At 35.8% G+C, this 16,620-nt stretch carries 20 protein-coding genes and 1 riboswitch; of the genes, 3 read left to right on the top strand and 17 right to left on the bottom strand.

Annotated features, from left to right (window positions below; translation table 11 throughout):
• Positions 1-229 precede the first annotated feature (229 nt).
• From gcvPB to comGA, 11 genes are all read right to left on the bottom strand, one after another.
• Positions 230-1,693 carry an aminomethyl-transferring glycine dehydrogenase subunit GcvPB gene (gcvPB, locus tag MOK21_RS08955; protein WP_249073599.1) on the bottom strand — a complete coding sequence of 488 codons (1,464 nt, stop codon included), beginning with the start codon at positions 1,691-1,693 and terminating at the stop codon, positions 230-232.
• Positions 1,686-3,032 (bottom strand): aminomethyl-transferring glycine dehydrogenase subunit GcvPA, encoded by a 1,347-nt coding sequence (gcvPA, locus tag MOK21_RS08950; RefSeq protein WP_249073598.1) that lies wholly within the window; start codon positions 3,030-3,032, stop codon positions 1,686-1,688. The genes gcvPB and gcvPA overlap by 8 nt, the downstream gene beginning before the upstream one ends.
• 25 nt (positions 3,033-3,057) lie before the next feature.
• The gene (gene gcvT / locus MOK21_RS08945) at positions 3,058-4,161 is read right to left on the bottom strand and encodes a glycine cleavage system aminomethyltransferase GcvT (protein WP_249073597.1); all 1,104 of its coding nucleotides are present in this window, start codon (positions 4,159-4,161) and stop codon (positions 3,058-3,060) included.
• Between the two features lie 274 nt (positions 4,162-4,435).
• Positions 4,436-4,528: riboswitch (glycine riboswitch) on the bottom strand.
• 141 nt (positions 4,529-4,669) lie between these two features.
• Positions 4,670-5,188, bottom strand: a complete 519-nt coding sequence (locus tag MOK21_RS08940; RefSeq protein WP_249073596.1) for a shikimate kinase — start codon at positions 5,186-5,188, stop codon at positions 4,670-4,672.
• Positions 5,189-5,207: 19 nt separating this feature from the next.
• Positions 5,208-5,408: a hypothetical protein gene (locus tag MOK21_RS08935; RefSeq protein WP_249073595.1), complete on the bottom strand. Its 201-nt coding sequence runs from the start codon at positions 5,406-5,408 to the stop codon at positions 5,208-5,210.
• On the bottom strand, positions 5,386-5,811 hold the full coding sequence (comGF, locus tag MOK21_RS08930; RefSeq protein ID WP_249073594.1) for a competence type IV pilus minor pilin ComGF: 426 nt from the start codon (positions 5,809-5,811) through the stop codon (positions 5,386-5,388). Before comGF ends, MOK21_RS08935 begins: the two co-directional genes overlap by 23 nt.
• Complete coding sequence (locus tag MOK21_RS08925) at positions 5,804-6,121, bottom strand: type II secretion system protein (RefSeq protein WP_249073593.1); 318 nt, start codon at positions 6,119-6,121, stop codon at positions 5,804-5,806. The genes comGF and MOK21_RS08925 overlap by 8 nt, the downstream gene beginning before the upstream one ends.
• Entirely contained in the window at positions 6,114-6,554 is a 441-nt protein-coding gene (comGD, locus tag MOK21_RS08920; RefSeq protein WP_249073592.1) for a competence type IV pilus minor pilin ComGD, read from the bottom strand. Before comGD ends, MOK21_RS08925 begins: the two co-directional genes overlap by 8 nt.
• Positions 6,554-6,892, bottom strand: coding sequence for a competence type IV pilus major pilin ComGC (gene comGC, locus MOK21_RS08915; RefSeq protein ID WP_249073591.1), 339 nt, complete (start codon positions 6,890-6,892; stop codon positions 6,554-6,556). The genes comGD and comGC overlap by 1 nt, the downstream gene beginning before the upstream one ends.
• A gap of 10 nt (positions 6,893-6,902) precedes the next feature.
• On the bottom strand, positions 6,903-7,943 hold the full coding sequence (gene comGB, locus MOK21_RS08910) for a competence type IV pilus assembly protein ComGB (RefSeq protein WP_249073590.1): 1,041 nt from the start codon (positions 7,941-7,943) through the stop codon (positions 6,903-6,905).
• A 19-nt stretch (positions 7,944-7,962) separates the two neighbouring features.
• Positions 7,963-8,973: a competence type IV pilus ATPase ComGA gene (gene comGA, locus MOK21_RS08905; protein ID WP_249073589.1), complete on the bottom strand. Its 1,011-nt coding sequence runs from the start codon at positions 8,971-8,973 to the stop codon at positions 7,963-7,965.
• 324 nt (positions 8,974-9,297) lie between these two features.
• Between comGA and MOK21_RS08900 the strand changes: the two genes are divergently transcribed.
• A complete protein-coding gene (locus MOK21_RS08900) occupies positions 9,298-10,008 on the top strand; it encodes a helix-turn-helix transcriptional regulator (RefSeq protein WP_249073588.1) in 711 nt (236 codons plus the stop codon).
• Positions 10,009-10,128: 120 nt separating this feature from the next.
• Complete coding sequence (locus MOK21_RS08895) at positions 10,129-10,371, top strand: DUF2626 family protein (protein ID WP_010859821.1); 243 nt, start codon at positions 10,129-10,131, stop codon at positions 10,369-10,371.
• 170 nt (positions 10,372-10,541) lie between these two features.
• Here MOK21_RS08895 and MOK21_RS08890 read toward each other — a convergent pair whose 3' ends face one another.
• The gene (locus tag MOK21_RS08890) at positions 10,542-11,192 is read right to left on the bottom strand and encodes a YidC/Oxa1 family membrane protein insertase (RefSeq protein ID WP_249073587.1); all 651 of its coding nucleotides are present in this window, start codon (positions 11,190-11,192) and stop codon (positions 10,542-10,544) included.
• A gap of 592 nt (positions 11,193-11,784) precedes the next feature.
• Entirely contained in the window at positions 11,785-12,429 is a 645-nt protein-coding gene (locus tag MOK21_RS08885) for an MBL fold metallo-hydrolase (RefSeq protein WP_249073586.1), read from the bottom strand.
• Positions 12,430-12,597: 168 nt separating this feature from the next.
• Here MOK21_RS08885 and MOK21_RS08880 point away from each other — a divergent pair, with 168 nt between their 5' ends.
• Complete coding sequence (locus MOK21_RS08880) at positions 12,598-12,777, top strand: DUF2759 domain-containing protein (RefSeq protein WP_249073585.1); 180 nt, start codon at positions 12,598-12,600, stop codon at positions 12,775-12,777.
• 517 nt (positions 12,778-13,294) lie between these two features.
• Here the strand turns inward: MOK21_RS08880 and MOK21_RS08875 are convergent.
• From MOK21_RS08875 to rpmG, 4 genes are all read right to left on the bottom strand, one after another.
• On the bottom strand, positions 13,295-15,190 hold the full coding sequence (locus MOK21_RS08875; RefSeq protein ID WP_249073584.1) for an LTA synthase family protein: 1,896 nt from the start codon (positions 15,188-15,190) through the stop codon (positions 13,295-13,297).
• A 277-nt stretch (positions 15,191-15,467) separates the two neighbouring features.
• On the bottom strand, positions 15,468-15,677 hold the full coding sequence (locus MOK21_RS08870; protein WP_249073583.1) for a YqgQ family protein: 210 nt from the start codon (positions 15,675-15,677) through the stop codon (positions 15,468-15,470).
• A 1-nt stretch (position 15,678) separates the two neighbouring features.
• A complete protein-coding gene (locus tag MOK21_RS08865) occupies positions 15,679-16,263 on the bottom strand; it encodes a 5-formyltetrahydrofolate cyclo-ligase (protein WP_249073582.1) in 585 nt (194 codons plus the stop codon).
• 65 nt (positions 16,264-16,328) lie between these two features.
• On the bottom strand, positions 16,329-16,478 hold the full coding sequence (rpmG, locus tag MOK21_RS08860) for a 50S ribosomal protein L33 (RefSeq protein ID WP_008408521.1): 150 nt from the start codon (positions 16,476-16,478) through the stop codon (positions 16,329-16,331).
• Between the last annotated feature and the right edge of the window lie 142 nt (positions 16,479-16,620).

Here is a 16,620-nt window from a genome sequence, read left to right as displayed (position 1 = left end):
TTAAAATAGTAACGTATGGTTTTATCCATGATTTTTTAGTTCTATCCATCACTTTGACAGTGCTATCCGCACTCTGCAGGTCCTATTAGGCCCTACTTCTTCTATCCATTTTCTGAGAGCCTAATCTACATTCCGCCTAAATTGAATCCGCATCTATTGCATTTAAAATGCCCCCAAAATAATAAAAAAAGACGCCCAACAAACTCATTGGACGCCTTCTAGTAGTTATTTATGCTTTTTGGTAACGTAGCACAGGTGTACGAGCAGCGCGTGTTTCGTCTAAGCGAGATACGACTGTAGTATGCGGTGCTTCTTGTACGATTGATGGATTTTCTTCTGCTTCTTTTGCAATTTGAATCATTACATCGCAGAATGCATCTAATGTTTCTTTAGATTCTGTTTCTGTTGGCTCGATCATTAATGCCTCTTCCACATTTAATGGGAAGTAAGTTGTTGGTGGATGGTAGCCAAAGTCTAACAGACGTTTTGCGATATCTAAAGTACGAACGCCAAGTTTCTTTTGACGACGACCTGATAATACAAATTCATGCTTACAATGACGGTTATATGGTAGATCGTAGAATGGCTCTAAGCGACGCATCATATAGTTTGCGTTTAGTACAGCGTATTCTGTTACAGCTTTTAAGCCATCTGGACCCATTGTACGGATATAAGTGTATGCTCGTACGTTGATTCCAAAGTTACCGTAGTAAGGTTTAACACGTCCGATTGATTGTGGACGGTCGTAATCGAAGTGATATGTTCCTTCCTCCGTTCTTACTAAAACTGGTTTTGGCAGGAATGGAATTAAATCTGCTTTTACACCTACTGGACCTGAACCAGGGCCACCGCCACCGTGAGGACCTGTAAATGTTTTGTGTAAATTTAAGTGGACGCAGTCAAAGCCCATATCACCAGGACGTGCTTTACTCATAACTGCGTTTAAGTTAGCACCGTCATAGTATACTTTACCGCCAACAGAGTGAATAAGCTCTGCCATTTCGATAATGTTTTCTTCAAATAGACCAAGTGTATTTGGATTTGTTAGCATTAATGCAGCTGTATCAGCACCAACTACTTTGCGTAAATCCTCAATATCTACTAAACCATTTTCATCTGATTTAACAGTGATAGTTTCAAAGCCTGCAACAGTTGCCGATGCTGGGTTCGTACCGTGAGCAGAGTCAGGAACAATCACTTTATTACGATGACCTTCACCGTTTGCCTCATGGAAGGCACGAATCATCATTAATGCTGTCCATTCACCATGTGCACCTGCCGCTGGTTGTAATGTCACTTCATCCATACCTGTAATTTCAACTAATGAAGTTTGTAGATCATAAAGAAGCTCCATTGCACCTTGAACAGTTGATTCATCCTGTAATGGGTGAACATTGGCAAAACCAGAAATTCGTGCAACAGCCTCATTAATTTTAGGATTATATTTCATCGTACAAGAGCCAAGAGGGTAGAAGCCTGAATCTACACCGTGGTTTCGACGAGAAAGTGCAGTATAGTGACGCATAATATCAAGCTCAGAAACCTCTGGTAATTCCGCCGCTTCCGCACGTACTAAGTTTGCTGGAAGTAAATCTGCAAGATCTACCTCTGGTACATCAAGTGCTTCTAAGCTGTAGCCTACGCGACCTTCTTTGGAAATTTCAAAAATGAGTGATTGATTTTCGTTATGCATTAAGAGCCCCCATTTCTGCAACTAGTGCATCAATTTCTTCCTTCGTGCGTAATTCTGTTACAGCAATTAGCACGTGATTTTTAAGAGAGTCATATGTTTGACTTAAAGGATAACCACCGATGATACCTTTATCAATTAAGCCTTTATTAATTTCTTTCACACATTTATTTGTTTTCACAACGATTTCGTTAAAGTGTGCACCTTGGAATGCTACTGTGAAGCCCGCCGCTTCAAAGGCATTTTTAGCATAGCGAGTTTTCGCGATATTTTGCATAGCCATTTCACGAACACCTTGCTTACCTAGGGCAGTCATTGCGACAGAAGCAGCAAGTGCAAGAAGCGCTTGGTTCGAACAAATATTTGATGTTGCCTTATCACGACGGATATGTTGTTCACGGGCTTGCAATGTTAAAACATAACCACGACGACCTTCACCATCTACTGTTTCACCAACAAGACGACCTGGAACTTTACGCATTAGTTTCGTTGTTACTGCAAAGAAACCACAGTGCGGACCACCGAATGCTTCAGAAATACCGAAAACTTGTGCGTCCCCTACACAAATATCAGCACCTAGCTTACCAGGAGGTGTTAAAACCCCAAGTGAAAGTGGGTTTGAAGATACGACAAATAGACTTTTTGCCTCATGTGCAATATCGCCAATTACTTGTAAGTCCTCTATCTGACCAAAGAAGTTAGGATATTGTGCAATTACAGCTGCTGTATTGTCATCAATTTGCTCTTTCAAAGCTTCTACATCTGTCACACCATCTTTATGTGGAACAGTAACAATTTCAATGGATTGACCATATGCATATGTAGCAACGACATCGCGATACTCAGGATGAACCGTTTCAGATACTAAAATTTTCTTACGACGTGTATGCCCAGCTGCAAGCATACCTGCTTCAGCTAATGCTGTTCCACCATCATACATAGAAGAGTTTGCAAGATCCATACCTGTAAGCTCTGCAATCATCGTTTGGAATTCAAAAATTGCTTGTAATTCCCCTTGTGAAATTTCTGGTTGATATGGAGTATACGCTGTATAAAACTCTGAGCGAGAAATAACATGGTCTACGATAATTGGTTTATAGTGGTTGTATACGCCTGCACCTAAAAATGATACGTTAGCATTTGTATCTTTATTTTTCGCGGCAAGTGCCGTTAATTCTTTTAATAAAGCTGATTCAGATTTTGCATCTTTAATATCATATAGGCCTTTAAAACGTACTTTTTCTGGAATATCCCCAAATAACTCATCAACTGAGGATACACCGATTACGTCTAACATTTCTTGTTTATCTTGTTCCGTCATTGGTAAATAACGATGTTTCATAAATGTAGGTCCCTCTTTTCAACTATTATTTTGAACGCTTGTAAAACGGTGTTTCTACTGTTACTACTTTTAAGTGCTTACCACGAATTTCAATTTCCAGTTCAGTTCCGATAGTTGCGAATTGACTGTCAATTAAGGCGTGACCAACATTACGTTTAGAGGAAGGAAGCTGTGTACCTGTTGTCACTTCACCGATTTCCTTACCATCCTTAAACACTTTGTAGCCATGACGAGGAATTCCTTTATCGATCATTTCAATGCCTACAATTTTACGTGACAGTCCACCTTCTTTTTGTGCCACTAATGCATCATGACCATTAAAATCCTCTTTATTTAACTTCACAGCAAAACCGATACCAGCCTCAAGAGGTGAAATTGTCGCTGATAACTCTTGCCCATATAATGGAAGACCTGCTTCAAAACGAAGTGTATCACGGCAGCCTAAACCTGCTGGAACAACACCTTTGTCTTTTCCAGCATCCAAGATTTTACTCCATAATGCTTTAATATCTTCCGGAGAGCCGTATAGTTCAAAACCATCTTCTCCTGTGTAACCGCTACGAGATACTAATGCTTTATGTCCTGCAACTTCAACATCTGCTTGGAAACGGAAGTATTTAATCGTTTGTAAATCAGTATCTGTTAATGTTTGAAGAACCTCTTCTGCTAATGGACCTTGAAGGGCAATTTGTGCATATGCATCTGATTGATTGTCGATTGTCACATCATATTGATGTTGATTTTCCATCATCCAGTCATAATCTTTTTCAATATTTGCTGCATTGACGCACAATAAATAATGATTATCTGCTAATTTATACGTTAATAAATCATCGACAACACCACCATCTTCATAGCACATTGCATTATATTGCGCTTGACCTGTTGCAATTTTTGAAATATCATTTGTCAAAAGATTTTGTAAAAATTTTAATGAATCAGGTCCAGTTACTAAAATTTCACCCATATGTGAAACATCAAATAAGCCAGCACGATTACGTACTGCGTCATGCTCTTCTTTAATAGAAGAGAATTGCACTGGTAATTCCCACCCACCAAAGTCAATTGTTTTACCATTATGCTTTGCGTATTCTTCAAATAGAGGTGTACGTTTTAATTCATTCGTCATTGTTTTTGCCCCCTTACAGTTTCATTTTTTACTGGTAGTAGTTCGTCTGTTTTTTATCTGTACAGTCATGCTTTCCATGTTAGTTCATCCATTAAAGATAAACCATCAACTATAGGTAAGACATTTTGACACAAAAAAAAGACAGACGAACCCCTTTTCGGGATTCTCTGTCCTTAAACCTGAAAGTTACACCAGACTGGCTCGCATACCTTCAATGCCAATCAGCCGGCTTTCCCCTTTGGTGGCTGTTGTACCACAGCTCTCTCCAGAGTTGCGTCTTATACGAGTCCTTTTACCTGAGAGATTCATAACATTTTGCTATTTGCTCCTTCGGTGACGTCTACACGTGCTCTCCCCGTACAATCATCCGCCCAAGATTCATCTTGGTACTATTTAGTATTCAATGAACATTTAGTTACTTATTTGTCTATATCCTAACATTAATCACATTGAAAAGGCAATCATTTTTTAAATTATAATAAAACACGAACATTCTTTTTACACAAATCTACAATAGTTCGCCTTTTAACCTTTTAACTTGGAATACTAAATACTCAAGAATTTGACGGATTGTTCTACCCTCTGTTAAAACTTGTATATGTCCTGCCTCACGATAGAACTTTCTTCTGTAATGATACAGCTTCTCTAGCTCCTCTTTCGTTGAACTCTGTACAATTGGCCTGTTTGGATCATGCTGTATTCGTTTGTAAATATCTTCGAATGTCGCATCTAAGAAAAATACGAGTCCACTGCGTCTCATTATTTTTCGATTTTCAGCATTCACCGCAACTCCACCACCAGTTGAAATAATACAGGCTTCGTCTCGGAATTTTTTCAAAAATTCTGTTTCTATTTCTCGAAAACGTGCTTCTCCGTACTTTTCAAATATCTGTGGAATTGTCATACCTTGCTGCCTAACAATTTCACGATCCATATCATAATATGGCATCTTTAACAAATAGCTTAAACGTCTTCCTAACGCACTTTTTCCGCAGCCCATAAAGCCAACTAAATATATTTTTCGCATTCGAATCACCTTCTTATAACTACGATTCTACACTGTCTGACAAAATTTGTCCTAATAAATTTATCGTAGCTCGAACATTCAGCTTTTCTATGCCATCATATGTTCGAAACTGAACCTCATAAGACGTACAATACGTAAGAACAAAAGTAGTTACAAAAAATAATAATGCAATTGCGATTAAAAAAATAGCCCCTCTGTCATTTTTCATTAACTGGAACATAGAAAGACCGCTCCTTTTTAATACCACTCGGAAGTTCAACCGCTACTGTTACCATATCTTCTTCATATATGAACCGGCATTGATTAATACCAATCAGCATAGGTACATGACCACCATTTACTTGATCACGAATAATATTGCTATAACAATCAATATTATGGATAGTATCTGCAGTCTGAAAGGTTATTCTCTTTTGATCATTTCGAATCGTAAATGATGAAAGATCATTGAAATACAAATTCAAATCATAAACAAAAAGCTCCCACTTTGACTGTTCATCAGATAATACCGTTGTTTTCATTTCAGCAAACCATAGCATAATGAACACAGCAAGATGGGCAATAAGCACATAAACAACTAATTGAAACAACGCTTCTAATAATGTATAGCCTCGCTCATTCATCGACTTCTCCTGTCTGTTGTATACATTTTTTGCGTAATTCTCGCGTATTTTGAAAACTAACACATATCCCCTGTTCGTTCATAAACCATCGAAAATTGACATTCTCAATAGTTTTAGTTCCTTCCGTTTGCTGTAAATAGCGGTATTGCTTTAAACCTTCATAGGCGGTTTCAGCTGCAATTACCTCTAACTTCTTGTTGTAAAGAGTCGTTTTCATAGTGTAACTAATAGGTATTAATGTCATGCATAATAACATAACAATGACTACTGATAAAATCGTTTCTACAAATGAAAAACCAGATTCATTCAACTCTCGATCTCCCTCGTCCTAATGTAATGACAACTTTTTTTATACCTTGGGGCGTTTTAAAGCTAAGAGTCCCTGGAGTAATGACGTTTCCATTAAAGTTGTATATAATCGTGTTAATCGAACTCGAAGAAGGCAAGAACTCAACCCCTTTCGGAAAAGATCGTTCAAATAATTCTGTAAAAATATCCTTTTTAATGATGTATCTGTTTGATGAACTCTCAAACTTTATCGAAATATAATCCCTTTGGTCCATACTATAAGTTTGGATATATTGTATATCTAATTGAATTTGTGTAAAAAACTGCTCAAGCTCCCTATTTTCCGCTGCTTTTGCCGAATACCTTACGACAATTGCTGACAAACACATAACAATAAACAATACAATTAATATTTCGATAAGCGTGTAACCACGCTCACTTTTTATATCATCCATCAGTTACCAGAACCGGAATCAGAAGGGGCCTTCGCCAATCGAACCTCGCCATCATTTGTTATCATAATCTCTTCTTTATTAGGGCAGGTCGTTTCATCCTTCTTTAAATAGCCTTTTGTTACTAAATCATTAATAGTTGGATAAGCCATATAATCTACTCGATAAGCCTCTACTTGCCCCTGTACCATAGAAATATACGCTTTACAGCCCTTTTCATCGACGCTGGCAAAATGTTTCGTTACATTTGGGATTGTAATTAAAATCAAAACCGAAATAATTAAAAGCACAATTAACATTTCAATCAATGTAAAACCCGCTTGTTTCTTTATATGTTTCATAATTTTCCTCCTATACTAATTCAATCATGTGATATATCGGTAATAATAAACTTACATAGGCGGCAACTATACATATTGCAATAATGATAAAAAAGGTTGGTTGCACAAATGCAAGGATTTTATGCAATAGTTGCTCTTGCTTTTCTGTCAATAATTCGCTGTACAGTATAAGCTCTTTTCCTAAATAGCCACTTTGCTCACCGTGATCAACAAATATAGAGAAATCCTTCTGCCAAACTGTCATCAAATGAACAGCCTGTGTCAGCGTATCACCAAAAACAACACGCTCTTTTATACTTCGTGCTAAATATTGTAGAAAAGGTTGAAGTTGTTGTTCCTCTAAAATTTGTAGACTTGCCTGTAATGAAAATCCACTTTGTAATAGACTTCCTAAATAAGCAGCAAATTGTCTCGTCAAAGACATTCGTAAATAAATCTGAATTATCGGAATTTTTAAGATAATATTTAACTGGCGAGAAATCGGACGACGTTTGAGAAAAAAGTAAAAAATCAAAGTACAACAGATTACCACTATACTTGTAACAATTAATGCATCAGGGAGATGCAACAATACTTTTGACAAAGCAATACTTGTCTCCTCTGTCCCAGTAGTTCGACTTGTTACCATTTTCTCTATATTTGGAAAGAAAATGGTGCGAAATACGAAAAACAGTAGCAACAAAAACAAAATGAGAGCTACTGGATATAAAAGTAGCTTTGTTAGTTTTTTCTTTGTCGTTTCACTTAAAGCTATTTGCTTTGCCACACCGTTTAACGTCTCAATCATATGCCCATTTTTTTCCGCAACTGTAATGGCTACTAAATGCTGTTTTGGAATTTGCAATATTTCAAAAATCCCTAAAACACCGACACCTTGCCTCATTTTGTCATCGACTAGCTTTTGTATTTCTGTATGCCCTTCAACATGATGAGGTAATAGAATAGCAATAGCCTGTGAAAATAAATAACCTTCCTGCATTAACACGCTTAAGCGACCAAAAAAATGGGATTGCTCTTTTACTCGCCATTTTGTTGCTTTTTTGTACTCCAATCGAATCCTTTCAATAAACTTAGGTATTCGCATAGTTCTGACTCTCAATTAATTCTTTTTGACCTGCAAGCGTTAAATCATGTGGTAGCTCATAGCTAGTTTTTTGCATAATTGCTTTGATAGCCCTTTGAAGATGAACATCGCTTAATATTTCAAACAATGCACGGCGATCTTCCTGGATTATTGGTGATTGAAAAAGTGTTTGAGCAACAATGCCTACCACTGTTTGGCGAAGTTCTTCTATTGAAACACCTAAATCAATAAATCGATAAAGGCAGTTTACCGAATCCTTGGCATGGATAGTCGTGACCACTAAATGACCGGTTAATGAAGCTTCGATTGCAATTTTTGCAGTCTCTTTATCACGTATCTCCCCAATCATAATAACGTCAGGTGAATGGCGTAAAATAGCTTTTAAGCCTGTAGCATATGTAACGCCAGCTCGTTCATTTACTTGAATCTGCAAAAGATTAGCCTGGTTATTTTCTACAGGGTCCTCCAATGAAATGACATGTCGATTCAGCTCTCTCGAACAGTAATCGATAAGGGAATATAAGGATGTTGACTTACCAGAGCCTGTTGCACCTGTAAAACATAAAAGTCCTTGTTGATGTTTAACTAATTCCATTAACATGTCTGCTGCATATTTGGAATAGGATAAGGAAGTAAGTGGGAATGCATGATTTTGTAGAAGCAGTCGGATAATTAGACTTTCTTTAAAAAATACTGAGGGAAGTGTAGAGACACGAAAGGCATATCGATCTTGTTCCATAGCTTTCTGAAAGGAGCCGCTTTGGGGTTTGCGCCGCTCGCTAATATCTAATGCCGCTAAAAATTTATAAAAAGAAATCATTCGTTCCGCAAGATCATTTGGTAATTTCCCTGCTTGGAGTAACTTATCATATTTTCGAAAATAAATACGATACCCCACATTTTCTGGAACTAATAATAAATCTGATGCACCAAAATGATAGGCCTTTAGTAAAAGTTGCTCACATTTTTGTTCAACAATTGTTTCTAAGTCCTGCATATTCGCACCCCTCTTCTGGTTTATTCGAATATGACCGCTCTATTCGTTATCCCTAGTATAGATACGAATTTGTCACTAGAAAAGCCCTTTTCTTAAAATAAAAATTTGCTATAAAATTTCCTGTCAAACATGTTTTTTGCTATAAAAATGTGGATAACATGCAGATTCTCACTAGAAACGAACATAATCCTATGAAAAAGTAAATATTTATGTCTAAAGGAACTGTATCTTTTTCAATAATGCAATATAATAGAATTAACATGATTTTTTTCCTACACTTGGTAGAATAGATAAGATTCAAAAAAATACATAGAGGTGAAGTAAATGATCCATCCATTAAAAATTACTAGTACATTGGCCGATGAAACTAGATACTCCATTTACGAGTATATCCTGCAAGAGAAGAAAACTGTAACGGTCCAAAATATCGCTGATAAATTTGGTATTCATCCAAATGTTGCACGTCTACACTTAACAAAACTCTCAGAAATCAATATTATTACCGCTGATTTCGCAAAAACTGGGAAAGGTGGTAGACCTGGTCGTGTTTATAAGGCAGCAGATAAAGGTGTATCATTAACGTTCCCGAGACGTGAAGAAGATCGACTATTAAAATGGACAATCCAATTAATTGAAGAATTTGGACCATCTGCATTAGAAAAATGCCAGGACATTAGCTACCAAGACGGCTACCAGCAAATGAAGAATTATGTAAATGCTGAGTTACAATTAAATAATACCCTTTCTTTCGAACAAAAGCTCCAGCTATTAACTGACAATGCAGCATTAATCGGCTATATTCCGCAAGTTCAAGAAACAGAAGATGGTAAAAAAGTGACTTTCTCCATTTTTAATTGTCCATTCCAGGAGCAGCTTACTTCTCATTCCGAAATTGTTTGTTCTTTACATGAATCCTATTTAAAGGGACAAGTAGATGCGTTATATTCAAGCAATGACTTTGTACAAATTGATAGCATGATACATAATTGCGATTTATGTAAATATGAAATAAACGTGACAGAAAACGATAACTAATTTTTAAAAATCCAATTGTTTGTCACAAAGAAGAAGAAGTTCCAGTTTACAGATACCTTTCATATCATTTATAATGAGTAAGAGATTATTGTGTCGTGGGCAAAAGGAGGGGAAATCTTCATGGATAATATGTATAAAGTTATGGCATTCTGGACAGGTATTTTTGCAGTTATGTTCTACCTTGGTGGTATGAACGAAGTATCGCTATTATTCGTAGGTAATACAGGTTTATTCTTATTATTAGGCTTCTTAAACCTTTCAGAACGTATGTACATGTACATTTTCGGAGCATATTTAACTGTGTTCTTTGCTGGCTTCACGTACTATACAACATTCATTCACGTACCTGGTGCTGGTCATTAATACAACGTAAAACGCGTGTCTCATCGAAAGTGAGACATGCTTTTTTTATGTAAATTTATTCACCAGATTCATGATCATCTATCAAGACATAGTAAAATCCCCTTTGCAATTACATGGTTAGATTTTGGTTATTTAATCTATCCAACGAATCGCAAGGGGGATTTTGTATTTTATGAAGTTAATTCAGGCTTTAATTTATTAAACACGAAGCTCTGTAATATCACCCACAAAGATGAAATTGTCCAATAAAATGGGATGGCTGATGGCATGAAAATTGAAGAAATAACAATCATCATAGGCATCATAACTATCATTATTTTCATTTGTGGATTGCGATTATCAGATAGCTTAACTGACATATAAATTTGAATCATCATCGCTAAACCTGCGATAATTGTCATAAAAATATCGGCAGACCCTAGATTAAACCAAAAGAAATTCTCATGCTTGATGGCATTGTTTTTTGTAATGGTATAATACAGTCCGCTTAAAATCGGAAATTGTATAAGCGCTGTTAAACAACCTGTTTTCATACCCGAAAAGTTTTCCATCATTATTTGAGAGATTTGCAACTGATATTCTTTACGCTCTTCTTCTGTTTTAGCCTTGCTTAAATTTGATTGTAGCTCTATTAATTTTTCCTTATTACCTAACGACGTTTGTGTAATTGTTTGTTGGGATTTAAAGGATTTATAATTTGGATACATTAAAATTAAGCGTATTAGCACTGTTAAAATCACTAAGGCCACTACATAGCTCCCCGTAAAATTAAAGAAAATATCTAGCAAATTTGTCAGTGGTTGTGTTATAAATTCAAACATTAATTAATTTCTCCCCTTTTATAAGTATTTTTCTTATAAAAGGGACTTTAATTCTTCGTCATTATCTGATTTACTGTAAATTACTTTTCTCAACCATTTATTAAGAAACATATGAGAAGGATAAATTTTACTTTCGAAATTGACATTGACAGTTAAGTCAATAGATACGTCAAGATTCGTATCAATGACAGCAATTTTATCGAAAATAGTATAAATGTATACTTTAATAAATGGACTATGTTGTACTAAATAACTAAAATCAGTAATAAGCGATAATAGCAATAATAATTCCATTTACATCACACCTATTATTATTTGGTTGATCACCATCACGTGAGGTTGATTCCGTTCCGACTGTGCACTTTGTTGTTGTTGTTGTTGCTGCCGCTTCGCTTTCACACAAATAAAACATTTGCCGCTGACGCAGAGGAAAGCTTCCTGGTGGCGTCCAGTCTCCACTCCAATCAACTTATATAAATGATATACGTTTTAACAGATACCATCCACTACCTTCCATGATTATCTTATTTTATCATAAAAGAATGTAATATTTCCAATGAATGATATTTAACTATTACCTTTATCAGCTAATTTAAAAACCATTTAAAAAAGGATTTGTTTCCATTTCTGCACCGACCGTTGTATAGTTCCCATGACCGGGGTAGATAATAGTATCCTCAGGTAGTGTCAATAACTTATCGTGAATGGATGTAAGTAATACTTTTGTCGAGCCTCCAAGTAAATCTGTACGACCTACACTTTGTTCAAATAGTGTATCTCCAACAATAGCGAAGCCATCATTTGCAAATATATATGAAATACTACCTGGTGAATGTCCTGGCGTAAAAATCGCTTTAAAATTAAAATCGCTTATTTCTAATAGCTGTTCTTTTTTAATAATATTTTCTTCAGCTGGGGCACCGACAATATAATCTGGTAATGCTGCGTATTTACTAGAGCCATTTTTTGTTGGATCTCCTAACCAGCTTACTTCTTTTTCATGAATCCATACCGGAACATCAAAAGCCTCACGGACAGCATCCACGGCACCGATATGGTCGAAATGTGCATGTGTTAAAAAGATGGCTAGTGGTTTTAGATTGTTACTGCGGATAGTCTTGATGATGCGATCTGCTTCTTCTCCTGGATCAAATATTAAGCATTCCTTATTTTTATTCGATACGATATAACAATTCGTTTGGACAGGTCCAAGTGAATAACTTCGTACGTTCATCATTGTTATCACCTCAATTTCAATTATACAACCTTTGCCACAATTTGACGATAAATGTTCATAGTTTAAACTATTTTAGTTCTCGACAAAAACAGGTAGAACGTTTACAATTAAGGAGGAATATTGTTTACGACATTCATTTTCTGATGTCGAAAGGAGTGTCTATTTTTAATGAACTTATTAATGGTTATTTTTGGTCTAGTTGCGATTTTAGCTGTAGTTGGTACATTCCAAGCAATTAAGGAAAAGAACCTTTTAAGTGTTGTTTTCAACGTATTAAGTGCTGCAGTATTCGGTTGGTTTGTTATTATGACTGTTATTAATAGCGGATACCCAACAAAATTACACTAAAATTTAGACAGAAAAAAGAGCAGCCTCCATTGAGGCTGCTCTTTTTCTATGTTTTTTTATTGCAGGAAGTTTCTCTCATTGATTCGTCTATTTTATAGACAGCTTTTCGTACGTTTTTTGATTTCTCTTGTAAAAATTATTTCGGTGATTTTTGATGTAACGTAGACGCCATGCATGGACTTAAATTAAAAGTTTTTTGATTTGAAATCATCGGGGACGCCACCTGCACATTGATTCTTTTATTTAAAGGAAAACGAATACATTGCGTTGTTTGGAGAAGCATCGCTCGACTCCTGCGAGAAAGCGAGACAGACGAGTCCCCACACGAAGCGAAGCGTAAGGAGGAGGCGCGGCACTCGCCCGCGGAAAGCGAGCGCAATGCTTCGGAAAACAACAGTAGAGTACAGTGCCAAATGAAAAAAGCGAGGTATTCAACGATTTAATCGTTGAATACCTCGCGAAATGAGAAGATATAGAGACTTTTTCAGTGCCCTGCTATCGTGAGATCTCTTTTTTGTTACTTGACTGCCCCATGCTTCAAGTTACCTGTCTTTTGGTCATAGAAGCGGAGTAAATCGCCATTAATAATGGCATCAGAACTTTCTAGTTCTTTCGTAGCTCGATCAGCGTATGGCTGACATGGCTCACCTTCAATTTCTTCCCCAGTGGCTTTGTCATAACAAGCTTCACCAGCATAGACATATTTATCTGTTACAAAACGACCGTCACGGAAAACAACGAAATCTTCATGCTCTGGTGAAAATAGGTCTGCACCAAGTTGCATATCTTTTGAAGTTTCAACGCCAAGAAGGTGTAAAATTGTTGGACGTAAATCCATTTGTCCAGCAACCTCTGTCATTTCTTTACCATCACCTGCTCCAGGGATATGGATGAATAAAGGTACTTCTTGTAGCAATGCATTATCAAATGGTGTAATTTTTTCTTTTTCTAAATATTGAGCCATCGCTTTGTTGTGGTTTTCTGAAATACCGTAATGGTCACCATACATTACAATAATAGAGTTATCATATACACCCTGATCTTTTAAGCTTTGGAAGAAGTCTTTAAGTGCTTCATCCATATAACGAACTGTTTGGAAATATCGATTTAATGTCCCTGAATTTGAAGTATATTCAGGAATCATTACATCTTCTGGATCCAATGTGAATGGATAGTGGTTCGTTAAAGTAATTAATCGAGAATAGAACGGCTGAGGCATATCTTTCATTAATGCTGCAGATTGCTCTACGAATGGGATATCTTTCATACCCCAGTTAACAGCTTGCCCTTCGCCAATTTTATATGAGTCTATGTCATAGAATTTATTAATGTGTAATGATTGATACATCATGTCACGATTCCAGAATGATTTATTATTTGGGTGCATGACATTCGTAAAGTAGCCATTATCTCCAAGGCGCTCAGCCATAGAGTTATACGTATTTCCACCGTGTGTGAAGAATACCGCTCCACGACCTAAGCCGAACAATGAGTTTTCTAAAATAAACTCTGAGTCTGAAGTTTTCCCTAATCCAGTTTGGTGATAGAAGTTACTGAAATAAAACGTATCTTTATCTTTTGTTAAAGAGTTTAAGAATGGTGTAACTTCATGACCATCCATTTGATTATTAATAACAAAGTTTTGTAAAGACTCCATCGAAACAACAATCAAATTACGACCCTTGTATTTACCAAACATTTGTGGGTTAACTGCTGCTTGATTTGAACGAATATAGTTGTTCACTTCTACTAATTCACTGCCATCCGCTAATGCACGTTGAGCAGAAGATTTAGATTGAATATAAATATCATACAAATGGTAGTTATAAGTACCAATGTTTTTCACAAGTAATTCACGGTCAAAGCTACGTGTTAACAATTGAGGACGCTCTGTTTCTGATAATCCTAAGTTTAAGAACGACACAGCAATCGCCAATACGAAGTATGCGCGACGGAATTCTACGTTGATTTTTACAGTTTCTTTGATTTTAGGTAAATATTTATTAGCTAATATTAGAATAAGTACATCGACGAAATATAATAAATCCCAAGGGCTTACAATCGCTGCTACTGATGTTCCTAAATCACCAAAGTTACTTGTTTGGAATAATACTGGTATCGTAATAAAGTCGTTGTAGAAACGATAGAACGCCACATTCCCATATAAGACTATAGATAAAATAACACTAATCGTAATTATATAACGACTTTTAACTTTTGGCGATTTAAAGAATAACGATATACCATAAGCAAATAGCAAGAAGCTTAATGGATTAATAAACAAAATAAATTGTTGCATCGCATTTTCAAGTTTCATTTCAAAGCTTGTGTGATAAACAATGACCGTTTTAATCCAAGTTGCTACAATTGCTAGTATCATAAATGAATGTTTAGGCCACTTTATTGATTTCATTCCTAACATCCTCCCTACTTTCTTACAAAAAAATAATAATTTTTAACATTTGTTACTGAAACAAAATATATCTTAATCTTTTTTTAACAGATAATCAATAGATATATTTTTGAAAAACCGTTCTCCTTGTTCGTTTATGCGCTGGACAATAATATATACGTTTTTCTTTGTAAAAAGTTTCGTAAATTATAAAAACAGTGGAAAACCACTGTTTTATGAATATTACATACTTGTTACATTATTTTTACAATACCCCAAATGAATTATATTTAAAACATTACTGATGATTTTCTTTCATACGAAGTTTTGTTGTTTCTTGACGAATTAGTAATAATGCCATTTGGTAATCTTTAATATCTAGTACATTCGCTTTATACAACTCACGAATTTCATCCTCCATTAACATCAAATCACCAATAGGATCACGTGTGTAAATAAAAGTGCCGTATGTTTTTAATAATTCATAAATATCTAACATTTTGTCCATTTTAATTCGCTCCTCGTTGTGTTACACAATCAATACGCTTTGTCGGTGTCACAATGATATCTACAGGGCAATCGTGCGCTTCTGTAGGTATGTGTTCATATAGCTGCTCTTCAAATAACAGAGAAATGAGCATACCCTTCTTATAGTTTAATATATAGCGATCGTAATAACCACCGCCATAGCCTATTCGATAGCCGAACTTATCAAAAACAACTCCCGGAACAAGTATGACATCCATTTCATTTGCGTCAACAAACTCACACTTCTCTGGAATTGGCTCACGCAAATGCATATAAACAGTTTCAAGCTGGGCAAATGATTCAATGGCATAAAATGACATCTCTCTTGTTTTTGGATTACATTTAGGTACAGCAACTTTTTTATCAAGTTTCCATAGTTCTTCTATTAATTGAATAGTGTCGATTTCTGGCTTATTGGAAATGGTAATGCCAATTGTACTTGCTTCTATTATATATGATTCCTGTAGCACTTTTTTAACTACAGTAGTTGATAGATCGCGGTAAGCTACTTCGCTTATTTTTGCAAGTGCTTCCTTTACCTCATTCCGTAAAGTTACTTTATCCATGCTAAGCTACCTCCTATTAAAATGTAGAAAGCCAAAACCACAAGTGGTTTTGGCTTAATGAGCGATTACTTAGTTTCACGGTGAAGAGTGTATTTCTTCTCGCGAGAGCAATATTTTTTAAGTTCAAGACGCTCTGGATTGTTACGCTTGTTCTTTTTAGAAATGTAGTTACGTTCGCCGCAATCTGTGCAAGCTAAAGTAATGTTTACGCGCATTATTAACCCTCCCACTCTATATCAAGAATTAAAATTTTTGAGCATGATTTATACGACTAACCCATTATAACACAAACTGAAAAAAAATCTACCTTCATTTCATATTAAGTTTGCATATGGTAAAATATCTTATAATTACATA

The sequence above is a fragment of the Lysinibacillus sp. BPa_S21 genome, from assembly GCF_023337795.1.
In the GTDB taxonomy this organism is placed as follows: domain Bacteria; phylum Bacillota; class Bacilli; order Bacillales_A; family Planococcaceae; genus Lysinibacillus.
This window is presented reverse-complemented; position numbering and strand designations above follow the sequence as displayed.

Bases quoted from the DNA above. Each gene is read 5' to 3' on its own strand.
- comGC (WP_249073591.1), bottom strand. From the start codon at position 6,892: ATGAAACATATAAAGAAACAAGCGGGTTTTACATTGATTGAAATGTTA.
- MOK21_RS08880 (WP_249073585.1), top strand. From the start codon at position 12,598: ATGAACTTATTAATGGTTATTTTTGGTCTAGTTGCGATTTTAGCTGTA.
- comGA (WP_249073589.1), bottom strand. From the start codon at position 8,973: ATGCAGGACTTAGAAACAATTGTTGAACAAAAATGTGAGCAACTTTTA.
- comGF (WP_249073594.1), bottom strand. From the start codon at position 5,811: ATGAATGAGCGAGGCTATACATTATTAGAAGCGTTGTTTCAATTAGTT.
- MOK21_RS08940 (WP_249073596.1), bottom strand. From the start codon at position 5,188: ATGCGAAAAATATATTTAGTTGGCTTTATGGGCTGCGGAAAAAGTGCG.
- comGD (WP_249073592.1), bottom strand. From the start codon at position 6,554: ATGGATGATATAAAAAGTGAGCGTGGTTACACGCTTATCGAAATATTA.
- gcvPA (WP_249073598.1), bottom strand. From the start codon at position 3,032: ATGAAACATCGTTATTTACCAATGACGGAACAAGATAAACAAGAAATG.
- MOK21_RS08895 (WP_010859821.1), top strand. From the start codon at position 10,129: ATGGATAATATGTATAAAGTTATGGCATTCTGGACAGGTATTTTTGCA.
- MOK21_RS08865 (WP_249073582.1), bottom strand. From the start codon at position 16,263: ATGGATAAAGTAACTTTACGGAATGAGGTAAAGGAAGCACTTGCAAAA.
- MOK21_RS08885 (WP_249073586.1), bottom strand. From the start codon at position 12,429: ATGATGAACGTACGAAGTTATTCACTTGGACCTGTCCAAACGAATTGT.
- MOK21_RS08890 (WP_249073587.1), bottom strand. From the start codon at position 11,192: ATGTTTGAATTTATAACACAACCACTGACAAATTTGCTAGATATTTTC.
- gcvPB (WP_249073599.1), bottom strand. From the start codon at position 1,693: ATGCATAACGAAAATCAATCACTCATTTTTGAAATTTCCAAAGAAGGT.
- MOK21_RS08870 (WP_249073583.1), bottom strand. From the start codon at position 15,677: ATGGACAAAATGTTAGATATTTATGAATTATTAAAAACATACGGCACT.
- MOK21_RS08900 (WP_249073588.1), top strand. From the start codon at position 9,298: ATGATCCATCCATTAAAAATTACTAGTACATTGGCCGATGAAACTAGA.
- gcvT (WP_249073597.1), bottom strand. From the start codon at position 4,161: ATGACGAATGAATTAAAACGTACACCTCTATTTGAAGAATACGCAAAG.
- MOK21_RS08875 (WP_249073584.1), bottom strand. From the start codon at position 15,190: ATGAAATCAATAAAGTGGCCTAAACATTCATTTATGATACTAGCAATT.
- MOK21_RS08935 (WP_249073595.1), bottom strand. From the start codon at position 5,408: ATGTTCCAGTTAATGAAAAATGACAGAGGGGCTATTTTTTTAATCGCA.
- rpmG (WP_008408521.1), bottom strand. From the start codon at position 16,478: ATGCGCGTAAACATTACTTTAGCTTGCACAGATTGCGGCGAACGTAAC.